Source organism: Paenibacillus sp. JT31N11 (genome assembly GCF_056269285.1).
Genome location: NZ_JBWDNQ010000002.1, coordinates 991,235 through 1,010,928 on the forward strand (window position 1 = coordinate 991,235; position 19,694 = coordinate 1,010,928).

Genomic DNA, 19,694 nt, shown 5'->3' on the forward strand with positions numbered 1-19,694 from the left:
GCAAGCCCGTATCCACGCTGCATGACCTTTTTCGCTAGACAGCCAAAAGCTTGTTCAATTTATTCGATTCAATCCCGCCTGAGAAGAACGCGCTGGCATTGCGCAGGTTGCCGAGGCCCTCCTTCAAGGCCTTCGCATAGCTGCTCCCCGGCTCGGCTGCGAACGCCGCTTCGATCGTTTCCTGTGACGGCTTCCTCCCCTGCCGGACTGCTTGAGCCAATTGAATAATCGCATCCTCGTCGTCATAGAAGTTCGTATCCGTCACAAGCTGCTGCACCTTCGCCGGGTCCGGGTTCATTACAGCTTCCGCATAGCGGTCCATATATGCAGCCCGCTCCTGATATTTGGCATGCAGCCTGTCGAGCCAGCCTTCAATATCTTCAACGTCCGGAACGAAGGTATGCATCTCGATGAGAAGGCGCTGCTGTATAACCTGGAACAATTCCTGTACATCCCTGCTGCTGATGGAAGCTGAGGCAGGCAGGCCTTTGGCCCTTTTATCGTATGCCTCTGTTCTGTAGGGTTCCGGCGTATTGCTGTTATTCACGTACAAGCGGTGGAAAAGAAAAGCGTCACGGTACATTCCGGATTCTGCCGTTTCCGGCTTCAGGTGATGCTCGGCAGCCCTGTGGCATAACCAGCCAAGAACAAAGGCCAGGATGGATTCCGGTTTGGTTTTGGGTACAAGCGGGGCAGACCTGAAGCCAATTTCCTCTTCTGGCTTCTTATGGGAGTCCCAGTTGTCACGGTATTTCTCCAATAGTTGGACCGGAAAGCCCGCGGAGATGTCTGTTACGCTGCCGAACTGGGCAAAATTCGCATGGCCTTGGGCCACCTCTTTAAAAGCTTCGCAGATTTGATCCGATACCAGCATTATGGCAAGACAATCCTCGATTAAGGCTGTTTGAGTTACGCTCTCTGACATGTCTCATCCTCCGTTTCAAAATTGGCTGCTTTCCTTTTACAGGGGCTTTGGTGTCCGATCAGCCGCGGTTGTCGTTTCACCGCTGGCAGCTTTTGCGTCTTGGCTTCGGTGGTGAACGTTCCATCTGATAGAGATTATTCATAGAACCTCCTTCTGTGGAAGACATGATTTCTTATCCTTTAACAGAACCGATCAAGGCTCCTTTGGCAAAATGCTTCTGCAGGAACGGATAGACGCACAGGATCGGCAGCGTGGATATGACGATGACGGACATCTTGATAATCTGACTCGGCGGAACGATATAGTTGGAATCAAAGGTCGCCGAATCGCCCAGTCCGCCCGACGATAGGATAACGATTTGCCGCAGCCACACCTGAATCGGCCACTTGTAGCTGTCGTTGATGTACAGCACCGCATGGAAAAAGGAGTTCCAGTGGTTAACCGCGTAAAATAGCGAGAAGGTGGCAATGGCCGGGAGCGAGAGGGGCAGTACAATTTGCCACAAGATACGCAGATCATTGCAGCCGTCGATTTTGGCCGCCTCCTCCAGCCCCTCCGGCATCTGCTGGAAAAAGTTCTTCAGCACGATCAGGTTAAATGCGCTGATCGCTCCGGGCAGGAGCAGCGACCAATAGGAATTGATCATCCCCAATGACTTGACGACCAGAAACGTCGGAATCATTCCTCCGCTGAACAGCATCGAGAATATGACCCCCAGCATGATGATCCGCCGTCCGTCCAGATCCTTACGGGCCAGCGGATAGGCCATCAGGCAGGTAAACAGCAAATTGATCGCGGTTCCGGTGACCGTAATAAAGATCGTTACCCCCAAGCTTGTGAGGAGCACGCTTGTGGAGAAAATATAGATGTATCCCTCCAGGGAAAACTCATGCGGGAACAACACAATCTTCCTGGTGATAAATTCCTGAGGTGAGGTGAACGAGCCTGCGACGACATAAATAAACGGAAGCACCGTGGCCAGACCGAACAAACCCAGAAAGGTGTTGTTGCCGATATCGAACAATCTGCTGCCAAGCGATCCCTTACGCATGTTACCCACTCCTTATCTGCCAGCGATAGACGTTGTACTTCTAATAGATGCCTTCCTCGCCCATCTTCTTGGCGAAGTAATTAGAGCTGACCACCAAAATAATGCCGATGGCCGATTTGAACAAATTGACCGCCGTTGAATAGCTGAAATCCCCTTGCTGGATGCCGCGTTCATACACATACGTCTCGAATACCTCTCCGACCTCCCGATTCATTGGATTAAGCATCAGGAATATCTGCTCAAATCCGGTATCCAGAAAAGATCCCATGCGAAGAATGAGCAGCACCACAATCGTGCTTTGAATCGCGGGAAGCGTGACATGAACCATTTGCTTCCACCGGCCGGCTCCATCCATCCGGGCCGCTTCATACAGCTGGGGATCGACACCCGACAGCGCAGCCAGGAATAGAATCGTGCCCCATCCGGTTTCCTTCCAGATCGACTCGCTGACGATCATCACCCGGAACCAATCCGGATTAAGCAGAAAATTAATCTTTTCCCCGCCATATTGAAAGATAAGCTCATTCACAATGCCGCCTTCGGTGGTGAACAGAATATAGGCAAGCCCAACGACGACGACCCAGGAAATAAAATGGGGAATATAAATCAAGCTTTGAATAACCCGCTTGTATGCCTCCTTACGCACCTCGTTCAACAAAAGCGCAATAATAATGGGAAGCGGAAAAAAGAACAAAATATTATAGACCGCCAGAATAAATGTATTTCTAAACAGCATCCAAAACTCGGGCTCGCTGAAGAAAATGCGAAAATGCTCGAAGCCGACCCAAGAGCTTTTCAAGAAACCGGTAAAGGGCGAGTAATCCTGGAAAGCGATGAGCACGCCCCACATAGGCGCATATTTGAAGATAAGAAAATACAAAATACCCGGCGCCAGCATATAGTACATCCAGCGGTTTTTGATCAACCGTTTCTTGAGAAAGTCTCCAGCCGTGGGCGTAACCATGGGATTCGGTTTATTTGCCGATAGCGCTTTCAATGATTTGATCATCCTTTCTGCATACAAGGTTTGTATGACGGGTTCGTGTTAAGCCGAGCATACCATCACCTGTCGTAACCGGATACAATCACTAGAGAGTCAAAATGGATGCGCTTTCAAAAAGCGGTATATCAGGCTTCATCCAGCCTGATAATCATAAGAGCGACTCCGCATAATCATTTAGAGGTGTTAACTGCCGGCTGCGCTATTGTCAAATCGCGATTCCAGGAAACCCGCTATAAATGCCGCTTGCGACCGCCGCACCTCATCTACAAAGTGAACATGATCGCAGTAAGCGGAGTTTCCGAATTTCCTGGTCAAGCTGTACAGGTCGATTCGGGGTATTCCCAGGCCTGCGAAGATGGAGTCAGCCGCTGCATTATAAAGCAAGACGTCTTCATGGAACCGGTGGAACGTTTTGCCTGGTATATTATGAAGCTCCTCCACGACGTCTGTCGTCCGAATCCAAACCACCACGTTTGCCATTTCCATGGCGAGTTTGGCTATTTCCTTCAGGTTGTCCTCGTACGAGTCAAGCGGAACCTGTTTGGCACGGGTTTGCGGATCCGTCTTCATATCGTGCAGGCCGCAGTTCAGCAGCAAAATATCGTAACGCACGCCGCTCTTGCATTCTGACTTCAAATAGCTTAAAACCATCGAGCTGTCTCCGCCATTGGCGCCCATGGCTTTATCCAGATCGACCAGCGCCTGATCCCCGCCGCGCTTTCGGTCATAGCAGAACTTGCCCTCCAGCAGCTTGCTCAAAAAGGGACCATATTGGATAGAGATACTGTCCCCGATTACCATCACATTTCTCATATTTGCCGACCTCCGAATAGTTTATAGCTGTCTGTATTTTGCGATTTCCTGTTCGTACAGATCATTTCCATGAGCATCATAAGCGACCAGCAGCGGGAAGTCCTCCACCAGAAGCCAGCGGATCGCTTCCGGACCCAGATCCTCATAAGCAACAATTTCAACGGCCCTCACCTTCTGGCTAAGTACCGCGGAGAGTCCGCCAATTGCCGCAAAAGAAACGGCATTGTACCGCATGCAGGCCTCCTTGATCGTATCCCCCCGCGGCCCTTTTCCTATCGTCCCCTTCACCCCGTATTCGTACATGGCCGGGGCGTAAGGGTCCATCCGAAAAGCAGTCGTCGGGGCAATGGGACCAATGATTTGTCCCGGTTTGGGAGGACAAGGCCCTGCGTAAAAAATAATTTGCCCTTTCAGATCGACGGGAAGCTGCTCCCCCAGCTCAAGCCTGGCAATCATTCGTTTATGTGCAGCGTCCCTGGCCAGGTAGATGGCGCCGGAGAGCAGCACCTCATCCCCAGCCTTGAGCTGATGAATGAAATCTTCAGCAAGCGGCGTACTTACACGGTATTGTGTCACCTTGTACAGCTCCTCCCTAAATGACTGTTGATTGTTTCCGCGCGGCGTGACATTGAATATTAACGGCGACCGGGAGCGCCGTAATGTGGCAGGCATAGGTTTCCACGGATACCCAAAGTGCGGTATTGGTTCCGCCGAGTCCTTGCGGTCCGATTCCGGTCTTGTTAACCAGCTCAAGCAACTCCCTCTCAAGCCTCGCAATATGCGGTTCGTGATGATGCTGTCCGATTTCACGCAGCACAGATTCCTTGGCAATCGCCGTCACCTTGTCAAAGGAGCCGCCGATCCCGACGCCGACTACAATCGGCGGGCACGCTTTTCCTCCGGCAGCAATAATGGTATCGAGCACAAACCGCTTGACACCCTCTTCCCCTTCGCCGGGCAGCAGAAACTTCATGGCGCTCATATTTTCACTGCCGCCGCCTTTGGGCAGCAAGGTCAGCTTGATTTGATCCCCCGGCACGATTTCCGTATGAACGACAGCCGGCGTATTGTCGTTTGTATTTACGCGCAGCAGCGGATCGCCGACCACCGACTTGCGCAGGAAGCCCTCCTCGTAGCCTTTTCGAACACCCGCCTGGATCGCTTCCAGGAAAGGACCGCCCGTAATGTGAACATCCTGGCCCACATCGGCATATACGATAGCAAGTCCCGTATCATGACAATAAGGCATATGCTGCTCAGCTGCTAATTCGGCATTCTCGATGAGCTGACTGATGATCGATTTGCCCAAAGGCGATTGTTCTGTCCGCTCTGCTTTCCTGAAGCCTTCCACGATGTCTGCAGGCAAATAATAGCAGGCCTCCCAACATAAACGAGCCACGTTATCGACAATTTCGTCCACATGTATAGTACGCACCATGTAATCTCCACCTTTATGCTTTGTTAAATCGAGCATAACACCCTTTCATCATAACCGGATATAATCAGGAGAGCGCCAGATTTTTCGAAGGCTGGAGCACATGACGCGAAACTGGGCATTTGCCAGCGGATATAATCTTGCAAGCTTTGCTTCATAATCAACAGACATCAATGATTGCACGTAAAAAACCCCCTACGGCTGCAGGAGGAGAGTACTGTTATTGAAGAAACTGCCGTTTGTATCACCAGGATCCTGTGATCAGCCAAGGCTGCTTCCATGATTGTTTTTAAACGAACCGTCCCCTGCATGATCTGCTTTAAGGGCTGAATGCTCTAACCTAATGGGCTGCATGGTATGCCTCATTGTATTCGTCAATGACTTGATTTCCCCCTTGCTCGCTCCATACCGCAATGGCTTTCTGGAATCCTGCTTCATCAATGCTGCCCAGAATAAAATCATAGGTCGCGTCCTCCATGATTTGGTTCAGTTCATTCCCTTTCTCATTGAAGGTGACCGATTCCAGAGCATCCGCAGGATTCGCAACAATAAAATTGACATTGTCCGCGTTGAACAAAATATTCTTCTTCCGTAACGGGTCATTATCCGGTTTAAGCAGCTCGGGAACGGTGACCTGAATCGAAGACAGTGGCCGAACATCCTTCTCGATTGCTGCTGCGGCACCTGAAATATTTTCATAAACCCGCTCGCCGATCACCTTATAATGAATCCCTTCTATGCCAAGCTGCGTCAACCTGTATATATCCGGATCCCCCAACCTGTCGAAGAAAGCCAGAATCCGCTTCAATTCCTCTTCTGTTTTCACTTGTGATTTGGGAAAAACATAGACCCCGTTATGCCCGGCTTGTGACCATATATGAGGCTTGCCATCAGGCCCATTGATCCGGTTGATCAAATCAAGCTGCGCATCGGGATTCACTTTCAGCAAGGCACTATTCAGATTCTTGGAATCATCCATATTCCCGATATACACACCGGCATGTTCATTCGTAAAATAATCCCATTGCTGCTGTTTGCTCGTCACGGCGAAGTCCGGATTGATCAGCTTCTCCACATAAAGCTTCTTCATGAATTTCATCGTATCCATATATTCCTTGAACATGAAATCAGGAACCAGCTTTCCATCCTTCAACCCCCAGCTATTCGGAGCTCCTTCGTAGGAAGCCAGCGTCTTAAATATACCGAATACCAAATCATTGCGGTCAGGTATTCCAAATGTATCATGAATCAGATTGCCATCCGGGTCCCGCTCCTTGAAGGCGACAAAGATATTATACAAATCATTGAGGGTTTCAGGCTCCGGCAAACCAAGCTTCTCCAGCCAGTCCTTACGAATAATAATTCCTTGTCTGGACAAATCACGTTCCCGGTAGATGCCGTAGTTCTTGCCGTCAATGGCCGTATCCTGCAGAATCGACGGATTCATATTGCTTAGATTGGGAAAATCCTTGAGATATGGACCTATTTCCCAGAACACTCCGCCGCGGGCAGCATTCAAGTAGGCAGTGCTCTTGATGTCTTGAATCGTGACAACCTTGGTAAGGGTGTGCGAAGCAAGCGCGATTGTAATTTTATCTTCACTTACCGCGTCCGGTACCCAGGTAAAGCTCAAATCTGTGTTTGTAGCTTCCTCAATTTTGCTGATCACAACATCAGAGGGTGGTGCAGGCGCATAAAGAATTGCCGTCCAGGTGATTTCCAATGGGTCCTCTTTTTGCTTTGTCTTTCCATTATCTCCAGTGTTATTATAGAAGCATCCGCTAAGGAGCATCATGAATATGCCGGTCAAGACAAACAGTCTTATCATCCCTATGCTCCTCATCTGCTTGACCTCCTCCTCCGTTCATTCACCATTGCCCTGGTTAGGATGATAGAGCACAAATATGTATTGAATTCCCGAATGTAAGCGCTATACTTATTGTAACGAATCCATCGTATTATATCAAAGCTTTATAGTCTCGCCCGCTGACGCAATCATCTTTCTTCCAGGAGGATCAATGAGTAAACAACCGAATATGTATTTTCTAAAAATCCTGTTATTTGGTGTAATCATTGGTTCACTGCCCGTCATCACGATTGGGATATTCTCATACTTCAAGGCATCGCATACGATTCAGATTAATGCCAATCATTCAAAGCAGCAGAACCTGTTTCGTATTCAAAATAGCGTTGAACAAGTATTGAAGACAACGGACCATTCTCTTACCTACTTTGTCAACTCAGCCTTGTTAATCGATACCCTTACCGAGCCCCTCACTGTAACTCAATTTAAACAGTACAATCAGATCAGAAAGGAACTGACTCATCTCCAAACCTTCGATACAGGCATTTCGGATATCATTTTGCTTAGTCAGGATAAGAGATGGTTTATTGATAATGTCGGGTTATATCGCCTGGATCAGATCAAAGACGCGGATCGTTTTACCCGGTACCTTGATCTTCCGTTCGATTCTGTATGGATGGTCGACTCTCCTATTAATAATTCAGCAGCCTATGACAACTGCCAATCCAATATCCAATTAATTAAAAAACTGCCCATCAATTCAATGAATAAAAAGGGCTTGGCTATTACGCAAATCCCCGTCTGTTATCTTGGTAAAATGTTTTCCTATGATGTGGCCAATGAATCCGTAATGATCGTAGACCAGAACCAACAGATCTTCCTGGAAGCCAATCCGACTTTGCTTAAAGATGTGGATGTCAAATTATCCGTGCTTGATCCGATATCAGATCTGGTTCCCTCTTCCGGACAATTCCAGATTAACAATCATAGTACTGAATTTACCGTTACCTACCAAAAATCCGATTACAACGGATGGATCTATCTATCCTTCATATCCATCAAAGAACTGACAAAGGAATCGCGTGCAATTGGCTGGTTTACGGCCGTGATCTGCATCGTGCTGCTGCTTGCTGCGCTCATAACCGCCTGGATCGTAACGAAGAGAATCTATAATCCCATCAAGAAATTGTTTCATTTCTCTTCCGAGCTGGAGGGTCAGCTGCAAACACAAACAGGGCAGCTCAAAATCCTGTTCATGTTCAAGCTGTTCCAGGGCGGACTGGGCTCCAGGGAAATCAGCGAAAAGCTCCAATCGCTGGGCTTCACCGATTCATATAAACAATTGTCCGTCATTACGATCCAGATTGACACATTGGAAGGAACGCGGTATGACGACAATGATTTGGACCTGTTGCTGTTTGCTATTAACAATATTATAGAAGAATTGATTGCCGAGAATCGCCGATTAACGCCGGTCGTCATCGACCAATCTCAAACAACCATTTTGCTGAACAACGCAGCAGACCCGGACAAATTGAAAGAAGATATTTATTTACTGGCCCAAGACATTCAACGTACGATTTTCAAATATCTCCATGTGGATGTCAGCATAGGGGTCAGCCTGCCGTTCTTTGATCTGTCCACGACCCAGCAGGCCCATCAAGAAAGCATAGAGGCATTGAAAAACCGGATACGTCTGGGAGATAAAGCGATTATTTATTACCAGGAGCTGCCGCAAGGGGGATATCCCATCCACACGTTCTTTCCCTCCAAAGTGCAGAACGAATTGTCGGATGCCATTAAACTTGCGGATCGCGAGGAGGTAGACAAGCTATTGGCTTTGTTCTACCTGAATTTATCAAATAATCGTATGGGGCCAAAGGAATACGAAATTTGGACAACCCGATTACTCATCGACTTTATCCAGCTCACACACTCCCTTGGCATCCAGTACATGCCATTTACCGATAACCAGTCGGTTTTCGAGCGCATGTTCAAATTGCGGACAACAAAGGAAATCAAGGTTTGGTTGCGGCAATCCGTAATCGAACCCATTATCGTGGCTATTGAAGAACGGACATTATCGCAATACAAGAATATCTCCGAACAAATCATCATGATTATTCAAGAAGACTTTGATAAAGAGATTTCGCTGGATTCCATTGCCGCCAGAATGCATTACAATCCCAACTATTTAAGCAGTGTATTCCGTAAGGAGGTAGGCATCCCCTTCAGCGAGTATTTAGCCGTGCATCGCCACAGCAAAGCGATCAGATATTTGGTCGAGACCACGATGTCCATAAAAGAAATTTCTGAAAAACTGCAGTACAATAATTCCCAAAATTTCATTCGTTCGTTCCGTAAAATAGAAGGCATAACGCCGGGCAAATACCGTCAGGACCGACAGACTGGTTGAATGTTTGATTATTAAGCCTGGACAAGACCATCCATTTCACAGCACGCCATGATGAGCGCACCGGCTCCGTGCAGATCATTCCCGCTGGTTTCCCTTGTCACATAATGGGTATAGTCGCCCGCAGAGGTCCCCACGCAAATGCCCGGCATGACAAGACCTTGCTCATCCTCATAGAGGGAATGAATTAATCCCTCATACCCTGCGATAGCAGCAGACCGGCAATCGTCATCCACATAACCATGTTTGATTGCCTTGGCAATCGCATAGACAAACAGACTTGTGCAGGATGACTCCAACCAGTTGTCGGGGCGGCTGCCCTTGTCTATTACCTGATGCCACATACCGCTGGCTTTATCCTGATAACGGATCAAGCTATACAGTAGATCGCGAATATGTCCGGTTAACTCGGCGGTTGCGGGATGCCCTGCGGGCAAATCATCCATCAAGTCAACAATGGCAATGGCATACCAGCCGACCGATCTCCCCCAGAATTCCGGTGAACAGCCGGTTTCCGGGTCAGCCCACGGCATGAGACGGCGCTCATCCCAGGCATGATAGTACAATCCCGTCCGCGGATCCTGCATATGCGTTCTCATCAGCTTTTCCTGTTTCAACGTTTGATCCACTAATTCGGAAGCGTTATAATGTCTCGCATACTTCACGGCGAAAACTCCGCCCATATATAAACCGTCCAGCCACATTTGGTATGGATACTTATCTTTATGCCAAAATCCGCCCTCGGAAGTCAGATTGAAGGTATGGAAAAGCTGCCGTAATTTAGCTGCCGCCAACCGGTAATGCGCTTCTCCGAATTGTTCATCCAGCGTGAACAGAATAAGCCCAGCCTGTATCGCATCCAGTTCGTCACGTTGAAAGTAGAAATTGCCATATTCATCAATCAGCAGGTCCGCATACGTTTTCACATACAGCAAATAACGTTGGTCATGATTTTTCTGCCATAATTGCAGCATCCCGCACAGGAACACACCCTGATGATAATGCCAGCGGTTAGCCGGCGGCAACTGCATCGGTGAATATCGGTTCATTAAAGAATTGCAGGCTGCCTCTGCCCATTCCAGAGGGGTTCGTTGAATCCTCCTGCCGTGCTCTGCTTGATTAATCATTCCAATATCTCTCCTTCATGCTTTATTTTCGTAAGCCAGCCATTGACTATCCTTTAACCGAACCGAGCAGTGCGCCTTTGGCAAAATGCTTTTGCAGGAATGGATAGACAAGCAGGATCGGGAGGGTGGCTACAACAATAACCGCCATCTTAATGGCCTGATCCGGTGGCGGGACTTCGCTATCCATGGATGAATCGCTATTCATACCGCTGGCGAGAATAACAATCTGCCGCAGCAGGATCTGTATGGGCCATTTGGCATTATCATTCAAATACAGAATGGCTGAAAGATAAGTGTTCCAATAGGTCACCGCGTAGAAAAGTGAAATCGTCGCTATCGCGGGCAAGGATAACGGCAGCACAATTCGAAAAAAGATGCCAAAGTCGTTGCAGCCATCAATTTTCGCCGACTCTTCAAGACCTTCAGGTATGTTTTGGAAAAAGTTTTTGAGTATTACCATATTGAAGGCATTTACCGTAACCGGAACAATGAGTGCCCAATAAGAATCGATTAAGCCCAGTTCTTTCACGACCAGGAAGGTTGGAATCAAGCCCCCATTAAACAGCATCGTAAAGACGACAAGGAACATGATCATGTTTCTGCCATCCACATCTTTACGCGCAAGTCCGTAAGCCATTAACGAAGTAATGAACATGCTGAATGCCGTTCCGGCAGCGGTAACCCCGGCGGAAACTCCCAATGCCTTAGCGATGGTGCTCGTGGAGAAGATAAAGCGGTAAGCATCGAGACTCCACCGCGTTGGGATAAGTACAAACCTCCTGACCGATAGCTCTGCAGAGGTTGTGAACGAGCCTGCGATGATATGGATGAACGGCAGAATCATAATCAAGGCAATCAGGATCAGGATGGCAAGATTAACGGAAGAGAACAATCGTCCCCGGAATGAAGTATCTTCGACCATTAGTAGATACCCTCTTCCCCCATTTTTTTGGCCAATCTGTTTGCGGCTGCAATCAAAATAAGCCCGACAATCGATTTGAAAGCGCCAATTGCGGCACTATAGCTGAACTGCTGCTGTCTTAATCCAGCCGTAAATACGTAGGTATCTATTATTTCTGCAACACCGCGGTTCATCGTATTTAACAATAAATAGACATGCTCAAAGCCGAGTTCAAGAACGTCGCCTATTTTCAGAATCAATAACAAGACAACCACGCTCCGGATAGCCGGCAATGTAATATGCCAAATTTGCCGAAACCGGCCGGCGCCATCAATGCGGGCTGCTTCATACAACTGCAAATCTACTGCTGCAATGGCTGCTAAATATATAATCGTCCCCCACCCTGCCTCCCGCCAGATTACTTGTAGAATGTACACGGGTCTAAACCATTCCAAGCTTAGCAGGAAGTTCACTTCATTAAAGCCAAAATAGACGAGAAGCTCATTGATCAGTCCGCCGTCCATCGTGAGCATAACGAAGCTGATCGATACAATAATGACCCATGACATAAAATGAGGAATGTAAATGATCGTTTGAATCGTTCGTTTTAGATAAGATATTCGGACCTCATTCAGCATTAAAGCCAGAATTATCGGAATCGGGAAGAAGAAGATCAGATTCATCCCAAACAAAATAAGCGTATTCAATAGAATGTTGATGAAATCCGGCTCGGTGAACAATCTTTCAAAATGCTTGAAGCCCACCCATTCACTTCCGGTTATCCCCTTGAAGGGCTTATAGTCCTGAAACGAGATAATCAACCCGTACATCGGTAAATATTTAAATAAAACAAAATAAATCAGACCGGGGGCGATCATGATATACAGCAGCTTGTTTTTCCAGATCCGTTTCTTTAGCTCGCTGCTGCCGGGTTTTGGCACATAGGCTTGCGCAGTTTGAACTGCTGAGTCTTGCATGATCGTTCTTCCTTTCTTCAGACAGAATTAACGATTCGGAAGAGATTGTTCAATCCACAATCTCTTCCGCTTGACTACACCTCATTACCGGTTTTGCCCTGCTCTCATTTCTTATAAGCTGCGTTATATTCTTCAATGATTTTATCGCCGCCGCGTTCTCTCCAATCCTTGATAGCCGCTTGAAATCCGGCTGCATCAATGCTCCTGTAAATATATTTATAAGTAGCATCTGTAATAATTTGCTGAAGCTGTACACCTTGCTCCGTATAAGTTGCAGAATCCAGAGTTGTTGTCGGATCATTGATCATGAAGCCTTCATTTTCCTTCGATAATTGTACGGCTTTATTAGCGGCGTCAAGCGTGTAATAAGGCTCGTATCGGCCATTTGTTTCAGGCTCACCGATCACGCTGTCCTTATAGCCTTTCACTTCTCTAATGTTCTTGTCCGGGTCGTCTCCATCTTTCGCACGACCGTCAACGATGGTATAATGTTCATTCTCAATGCCCCAGTACATCATATTTGCAACTTCAGGTGTCATCATTTTATCGAAGAACGCTAATATTTTCTTTAATTCGGCTTCATCCTTGATGGCCGATTTCGGGAACAAAACAACATTGTTGTAGCCGGGAATGGTCCAGCTGCCAAATGTGCCTTTAGGTCCATTAATGTGGCTTTGAACGTCAACTTCAGCTGTAGGAACGTTCTTGACCAGATTATTGAACAAACCGTTCACATCTGCCATCGAACCGATATAAGTACCTGCTGTTCCTGCCTGGAACATATTAACCTGGTCGGTTTTACTCGTTGCAGCAAAGTCCTTATTCATGTATCCCGCATCCCGGATCTTGGCGAAGTAGTCCATCGTTTCGATATATTCCGGGAACATGAACTCAGGCAGCAGTTTACCTTCCTGCTCGCCCCAATTATTCGGCGTACCGAACCATGCAGCAGCTGTTTTGAAAGCGCCGTAGATCAGATCATTACGATCCGTCAAGCCGACGGTATCGTCCTTGTTATTGCCATCGGGATCATCTTCGGTAAACGCCCTCAGCATCTCAAAATATTCATCCACATTGGCGGGAGCCTTCAAGCTTAATTTGTCCGCCCAATCCTTGCGGTAGATCATACCTTGACGCGCTAATTCTCTTCCTAGATACAACGAGTAGATTTTTCCGTCTACCTTCGTATTGTTTAGAATGATTTCCTTTAATTTGCCGAGGTTTGGAAACTCTTGGAGATACGGGCCGATTTCCCAGAACTGTCCATCACGAATGGCATCTTTAAATAAAATAAAGCTGGCTTGATTCTTCAAATATGTGACCTGCGGCAGCGATCCGGTTGCAAACGCGGTGTTCAATTTTTCCTCATACGCATCTGCCGGAAAGAATTGATAAGTAAGCTTCGTATTGGTCAGCTTCTCTACTTCATTCTTAATCCTGTCCGGCGGCGTCTCTGGTGTATTCAATGGAAGCATAATTGTGATTTCCGTTGGCGCTTCCGGTTCAACCACATCCGTTGCAGCTGCATCGTTCCCGGCCGGTGACTCTCCTGCAGCTGGTGCACTCGTGTTCTCCGCACCTTTGCCGGAGCACGCGGACAGAACGATGCTGCAGATCATAATCATGCTAAGCAATAACGCTAAACCTTTTCTCTTCATTTTGCTTGACCTCCGTATTATTAGTTTTGTGCAACTTCACTGTACATTCATCTGCAGCGTTTCAGATACAATCATTAGTTCATTTGAAGACGGTTTGATGCACGATCTGTACCCATGATTATGATCTGTGCTAATGACACCTCCATATATCAAGACCTTACGGCGGCTTTTCTTTCAGCATAATTGTTTCCCCTGCAGGATTAAGAATGCTCTTTCTATCGCCTTTTTCACGATGGTTTGAAAAAAGGTTACCCCGCAAGCAGCTTATTGCTTGAAGGATAACCTTTTGTCCTGGCAGATTTAAATCAGGTTGGATTTCTGAAGAAGTCTCTGAACAAGGATGGCAGCCTCTGCTCTGGTGATGTAAGCTTCCGGAGCGAGCTCCCCGCTGCTTCTGCCCATAACGATTCCTGCCTGCAAGCTGCCATAAATACCGTCCATCGCCCATTCGGAGGCCTTATTGGCATCTGCGAACGGAAGAAGCAATTCTTCTGCTGCTCTGGATGGAAGCGTTGCTTTCAGGCCGGTAACGTTCATTGCATTAGCGATGATTGCCATCGCTTGTTCCCGGGTGATTTTATCCATCGGGCGGAAAGTACCATCTTCATACCCACTGATCAGGTTAAAAGCGTCTGCCGTTTGAACCGCGTCGCTGAACCAATCCGATGTTTTTACATCCGAGAACGTACCGGCTCCGCTTTCCGGCTTCAAGCCCAATCCTCGAACGAGAATCGCTGTAAATTCTGCCCGTGTAATCTCCAGATTCGGATTAAACAGATCGTCGCCGCCCCCCTGGATCACCATTCGCGACCCCAGATCATTAACGGCATTTTTAGCCCAATGACTTGCGACATCCTTAAACTCAACCGGGTGCCAGACTACAGTGTAAGTGCTGTTTGTCAGGCTGTTTATTTTTATAAAATTCTTGCCGTCAATCCTAACAACCTTGGTGGGTACATGCCGAACCGTTCCGTCAGGCTCAATAACAACACCCGTTGTGATTTTTCCTGTATCAGTACCCTCCGGTACAGCAATTGTACGTTCCACATAAGCATTGAATCTGGCCACTTCAATTGCGGTATCCCCGTAAGAAGCTCTCACCGTGAAGTCCAGCGGGGAAACGATGATGCTGAATTCTCCTTTAGCCGCTGAATTCTCAACGATTTCCATCGCTGCTGCCGTCGGTGCCGCTATCTTGATTTGTACTTTTATATCTTCGAGCCTTACGCCTGCACCAAATTGTTCTGATAGCTTGTCAATGTTAATCTGCTGTGCAGGCAGCGTATAAGTCGCATTCGGAGTCTTTATTTTCACTGCTGCCTGTTTCTGCTCCATGATTTGGACTGATTGGCCGGTAAATTCTCCACTAACAGAATCAGAGCTCAAATTCGTTGATATCTCAATGATTGCATGCTGGCCTGCTCTTTCAAGGACAGCATGCAGTTCCTCAGAGTTAATGACTATCGCTGCCGTTGTACGATTGTTCTCAGATGTCGTCGTTACTGTTCCTATATGTTCAGCTTTCCCATTGACCATAACATCCGCTTCGCTACTCTGATTTACAGGATTCACCGGAGTGTCAGGGTTTATTGGCGTGCCCGGATCTGTCGGCGTGCCCGGATCTGTTGGCGTGCCCGGATCTGTCGGCGTGCCTGGATCTGTCGGCGTGCCCGGATCTGTCGGCGTGCCTGGATCTGTCGGCGTGCCCGGATCTGTCGGCGTGCCTGGATCTGTCGGCGTGCCCGGATCTGTCGGCGTGCCCGGATCTGTCGGCGTGCCCGGATCTGTCGGCGTGCCCGGATCTGTCGGCGTGCCCGGATCTGTCGGCGTGCCCGGATCTGTCCCGGGGTAGGATATATCAAAGCGGCTGTACACATTGCTGTTTCCGTTCGAAACGGTTCCAGACCATTGCACGCCCGCCCCGCCAAAATCATTCGGAGCAATCGTTTCCGCGAGGGATAATACCTCGTCATCCACATCGTTATAGGCGCTTACCGTAAAGGTATTTCCTGTTATTGCGAGATTGATATACGTGTTTGGCTTGAGAACGCCTGTTAATACTTGTGTGTCGCTAATAGGTCGGCCTATACCATTGTCGATCTTATAAAGCTGGAACATGACTTTCTGTCCGGATTGTGTTGTTCTCCAGAACCTCAACGAGTATCCGGTCTTTGTACGCGGATCGTATTTAATAAAGATATCCGATTTCTGTACGAGTGGTTCGTCGCTGCCAGAGCCAGGGCTTCCAAAGCCTTGACCTTCAATCTTCTCAGGCGACAGCACCGCATTGATTTGCATATCTCCAAACTTGGCATCCTGCTGATAGTACAGCGCCGCTCCCTGCGAAGCCGCTCTAACCCCATAGCCATGTACCAGATTCGCCCCCGCTGCCGATGTCCAGTTGCCGGCAACGGTCCACAAACCGCTGGTGTATTCCGCGTTTGTTGTTGTGACGAAGTTTCGGAAGTTAGGAGAAACGTTCATCGATGGGATGTCTGCCTCCCGGATCGGTGCGGCGGACATGGCGTATTCCGCTGGGCCCGGATTACTGATCGAGTGCTTGGGCTCAACGCCTGCACGAATATATTTTCCAGCATCACCCGGAGTAAGCGTGTACTCCTTCAAGGGCAAATTCCCTCTGCTCATGGCGACTGCTCTTGAATTTGTTCCTGCAGCATCGTCGCTAATGTACCATGTAATGACCGATTGATCCTCCTTCTTGCCCAGATCCATCGAATAATTGAGACTTACTTTGCCGTTTGCCGGTGCATTTAAAATCGGCTTTTCAACGAACGTCGGCGGATCAATATACTCCGGCTCAACATAAATATGCGCCGTAACATAAAAACCGTTAGCTGCAGTTGCTCTGACCGTGACATACTCGGCTTGTTCTGTCGTATTCCGGCCGGTTACAACGATTTCCTCTCCTGTGCTGCTGCTTAAAGAGATCAGGTCTGAATCCGTAGACCATGTAATTGTCTTGTCAGGCGCTCTTGCGGGTGATACGGAGGCTTTAAGGACAGCGCCTTCTCCACCCGTTCGAATCGATTGCGTTCCGCTTGTGATCGCCATTCTGTAGATTAAGTCGCCCTGGTCTGCGTATTGCTCTTTAAGGCCCGCTGGATCCCAATCGTCTGCGACACCCGTTGGCGTTGCGCGGAGCAGATTCCATGGGTTGAAGGCTAACGCTTCCTCATCCGATAATTCTCTCGATGTATGATTGGCAGGCTCGCCATTAAGGCTATCTACAAATTCCGCTCTGTTACCGGCGGTATCCTTCGTGTTGTACGTAAGAGAATATAAATTATTTCTGACGATCGGGGTCGTAGTTCCCCATACGTTAGGCGTTGTTGGGGTGAATACAGGCAGCGTGCTGTTGATCAGCGCAACCGGATTCGAGAATCCTTTATAGAAGCCCACGCCTCGATCTGACGTGAATTTCGTATTAATGAAGACAATGCCTGATGCCGCCATTACAGGTCCATAACCATCCGGAAAAGCAATCTCAGAGTCTTCCCAGACACTGATTGTTCCGCCTCCAAGAAAATCCGCAGTACCCTCCAGATAACAATTCTTGCAATAGGCACGCGTAGTCTGCAAGAAGAGTGTGTCTAATCTGCTGAGGAAAGCAACATTCATATAGGTGTGCTTGTCACCAGACGCTTGCAGCGCCACTGCCTGTGTTTCTACATTCGACCGCTTCGTCAGGTTTTTGCCCGGATCGCCCGGATATTCATAATCTATGTTCGTATAGTTAAGGAATGTAAGGTTCTTGGCTGTGAATCCGGTTGCTCTTACAATGACGACATAACCGTTATTGGAAGTCGTCTCCGTACCGGCTCCTTGCTTATTACCGCGATTGTCGGCGAGCACGACTTTACCTCTATCGTCGGTAAGTCCAAGCAAGGTTATATAGTCTTTAGTAATGGTCAGTCCCGGCTCGGTAGCCGTTCCCGTAATTTGGTAGACGTCCGGCTTCAGGCCAATCACTGTCGGATTGTCTGCCGTCCCTGCCGGCGCGGCTGCATAAGCCGCCTGCAGCGTTCTAAATTTTTTCTCTTCGGGAATATCTGCCGGAAGCGAGCTATCTACAAGATAGTCATAGATAAGCCCGGAATCGATGCTGTCTTCAGGCGGGTCATTCTCCTCGGCGGACGTACGCAATCCTGTAAGGAACATGACTGATACCAACATAACTGTAAGCGCTAACATTATCATTGTTGGTTTTTTATACATCTTCATCTTAATTCTCCTTGTATTGAATTTTTTTGACGTCGGCAAAACCTTATATTATTTCTGCACCTTTACTCCACTTTCACTGTACATTTCCCGCATGGTTACGGATACAATCATTAGCTCATGTAGAAGCTCTATTGATATACGATCTGTAATGATGATTACGATCTGGACTAATGACACCGCTTAAATACCCGGATTTTTGAGTCAAGACTACTTAAAGAGCCTAATCCTCACATTTGAACGAATCTTCTCAGCCACTCACCGTGAATGGCTGAACTTACCGGGCCATGATCGCCCAGACATTCGGTATCCTCTGTACCCTGTTTATTTGGCGGGGATATTCAGTAATTCGGTAATCGTAACCAACTTGACCCCATCGTTTTTAAGCTTGCTAATAATGTTTGGCAGGGCCTTTACCGTTCCCGATAGATCCTCACCCGTTCCACCGGCAGCATGCTGCAAAATAATGGATCCCGGGTACACATGGGCAAGGATATTCCCCTCTACCTGTTCGGCCTTTAAACCTTTCCAATCCAGAGAATCTACGTTCCAATTCACAATTTTTTTGTGCTGACTCGCTAACCACTGGATTTGTCTCTCACTTATATTTCCATAAGGCGGCCTGACAATTTTCGGAGTAAATCCGGTGAATTGACGAATAAGCTGATCCGTTTTATTAATTTGATACCTAAACTCGGCGTCGGACAATTTCGGGAGATTCGCGTGATTGTAGGAATGATTACCAATTAAATGGCCATCCTGAACAATGCGTTTCATGATATCGGGGTGTGATTCAGCCCGGTTTCCAATCACAAAAAATGTTGCTTTGACTCCCGCTTTTTTCAAAACATCAAGTATTTGCGGGGTGAAATCAGCATCAGGCGCATCGTCGAATGTCAAAGCGACTTCACGTTTTTTTGCAGAACCATTTAGCAGAAATGTACTTTGGTACTTATTTCGCAAATCCGATAGAGAGAGGGAATGGGGTTGACGGATTTTTTGCTCCGACCCATCCAATAGATCAGGTGTCGCAGACTGTAATTGTGTTTTGGATTGCTCAGTCAGGCTGCGCGGTTCAGGCTGCGGCGCTTTTTGATCTATACTTCTTTGTGTACAACCAGAACCTATAGATAGAACGACAAGAAATGGAATGAGCCAATTTAGTTTCATGTAGTTGTGCAGCCCCCGTTTTTAAATTTTTTCCTGTCATTTAGGTTGTTGTTATTGCCCATAAATTATACAGAATGAAGAATTAATGATGCGTTAATTTCAAGTTTTCCGCCGAAATCCCATAGAAAAAAACCGCCCTCACTTAGCGAAAGGACGGTTTTCTAATGGAATTCAATTA

At 47.7% G+C, this 19,694-nt stretch carries 14 protein-coding genes; 1 reads left to right on the top strand and 13 read right to left on the bottom strand.

Annotation, left to right across the window (positions count from 1 at the left end):
• Positions 1-34 precede the first annotated feature (34 nt).
• The 7 genes from AC0YNV_RS12385 to AC0YNV_RS12415 all read right to left on the bottom strand — a co-directional run bounded on the left by AC0YNV_RS12385 (position 35) and on the right by AC0YNV_RS12415 (position 7,070).
• Positions 35-925, bottom strand: a complete 891-nt coding sequence (locus AC0YNV_RS12385) for a hypothetical protein (RefSeq protein WP_475768365.1) — start codon at positions 923-925, stop codon at positions 35-37.
• 172 nt (positions 926-1,097) lie between these two features.
• Positions 1,098-1,976, bottom strand: a complete 879-nt coding sequence (locus AC0YNV_RS12390; RefSeq protein ID WP_210037914.1) for a carbohydrate ABC transporter permease — start codon at positions 1,974-1,976, stop codon at positions 1,098-1,100.
• A 40-nt stretch (positions 1,977-2,016) separates the two neighbouring features.
• Complete coding sequence (locus tag AC0YNV_RS12395; protein ID WP_475768426.1) at positions 2,017-2,940, bottom strand: ABC transporter permease; 924 nt, start codon at positions 2,938-2,940, stop codon at positions 2,017-2,019.
• Between the two features lie 222 nt (positions 2,941-3,162).
• A complete protein-coding gene (locus AC0YNV_RS12400) occupies positions 3,163-3,792 on the bottom strand; it encodes a hypothetical protein (protein WP_475768366.1) in 630 nt (209 codons plus the stop codon).
• Positions 3,793-3,813: 21 nt separating this feature from the next.
• Positions 3,814-4,368: a FumA C-terminus/TtdB family hydratase beta subunit gene (locus AC0YNV_RS12405; RefSeq protein WP_475768367.1), complete on the bottom strand. Its 555-nt coding sequence runs from the start codon at positions 4,366-4,368 to the stop codon at positions 3,814-3,816.
• Between the two features lie 16 nt (positions 4,369-4,384).
• A complete protein-coding gene (locus tag AC0YNV_RS12410; RefSeq protein ID WP_475768368.1) occupies positions 4,385-5,230 on the bottom strand; it encodes a fumarate hydratase in 846 nt (281 codons plus the stop codon).
• Positions 5,231-5,567: 337 nt separating this feature from the next.
• Positions 5,568-7,070 carry an extracellular solute-binding protein gene (locus AC0YNV_RS12415; RefSeq protein WP_475768369.1) on the bottom strand — a complete coding sequence of 501 codons (1,503 nt, stop codon included), beginning with the start codon at positions 7,068-7,070 and terminating at the stop codon, positions 5,568-5,570.
• 175 nt (positions 7,071-7,245) lie between these two features.
• Between AC0YNV_RS12415 and AC0YNV_RS12420 the strand changes: the two genes are divergently transcribed.
• On the top strand, positions 7,246-9,447 hold the full coding sequence (locus AC0YNV_RS12420) for an AraC family transcriptional regulator (protein WP_475768370.1): 2,202 nt from the start codon (positions 7,246-7,248) through the stop codon (positions 9,445-9,447).
• 11 nt (positions 9,448-9,458) lie between these two features.
• On the opposite strand, the gene AC0YNV_RS12425 is transcribed toward AC0YNV_RS12420, so the two are convergent.
• The 6 genes from AC0YNV_RS12425 to AC0YNV_RS12450 form a co-directional block, all read right to left on the bottom strand.
• On the bottom strand, positions 9,459-10,571 hold the full coding sequence (locus tag AC0YNV_RS12425) for a glycoside hydrolase family 88/105 protein (RefSeq protein WP_475768371.1): 1,113 nt from the start codon (positions 10,569-10,571) through the stop codon (positions 9,459-9,461).
• A gap of 46 nt (positions 10,572-10,617) precedes the next feature.
• On the bottom strand, positions 10,618-11,493 hold the full coding sequence (locus AC0YNV_RS12430; RefSeq protein WP_475768372.1) for a carbohydrate ABC transporter permease: 876 nt from the start codon (positions 11,491-11,493) through the stop codon (positions 10,618-10,620).
• Positions 11,493-12,449, bottom strand: a complete 957-nt coding sequence (locus tag AC0YNV_RS12435) for an ABC transporter permease (protein ID WP_475768373.1) — start codon at positions 12,447-12,449, stop codon at positions 11,493-11,495. The genes AC0YNV_RS12430 and AC0YNV_RS12435 overlap by 1 nt, the downstream gene beginning before the upstream one ends.
• A 104-nt stretch (positions 12,450-12,553) precedes the next feature.
• Positions 12,554-14,107 (bottom strand): extracellular solute-binding protein, encoded by a 1,554-nt coding sequence (locus tag AC0YNV_RS12440; RefSeq protein ID WP_475768374.1) that lies wholly within the window; start codon positions 14,105-14,107, stop codon positions 12,554-12,556.
• 300 nt (positions 14,108-14,407) lie between these two features.
• Entirely contained in the window at positions 14,408-18,349 is a 3,942-nt protein-coding gene (locus AC0YNV_RS12445) for a pectinesterase family protein (RefSeq protein ID WP_475768375.1), read from the bottom strand.
• A gap of 321 nt (positions 18,350-18,670) precedes the next feature.
• On the bottom strand, positions 18,671-19,516 hold the full coding sequence (locus tag AC0YNV_RS12450) for a polysaccharide deacetylase family protein (RefSeq protein ID WP_475768376.1): 846 nt from the start codon (positions 19,514-19,516) through the stop codon (positions 18,671-18,673).
• Positions 19,517-19,694 lie beyond the last annotated feature (178 nt).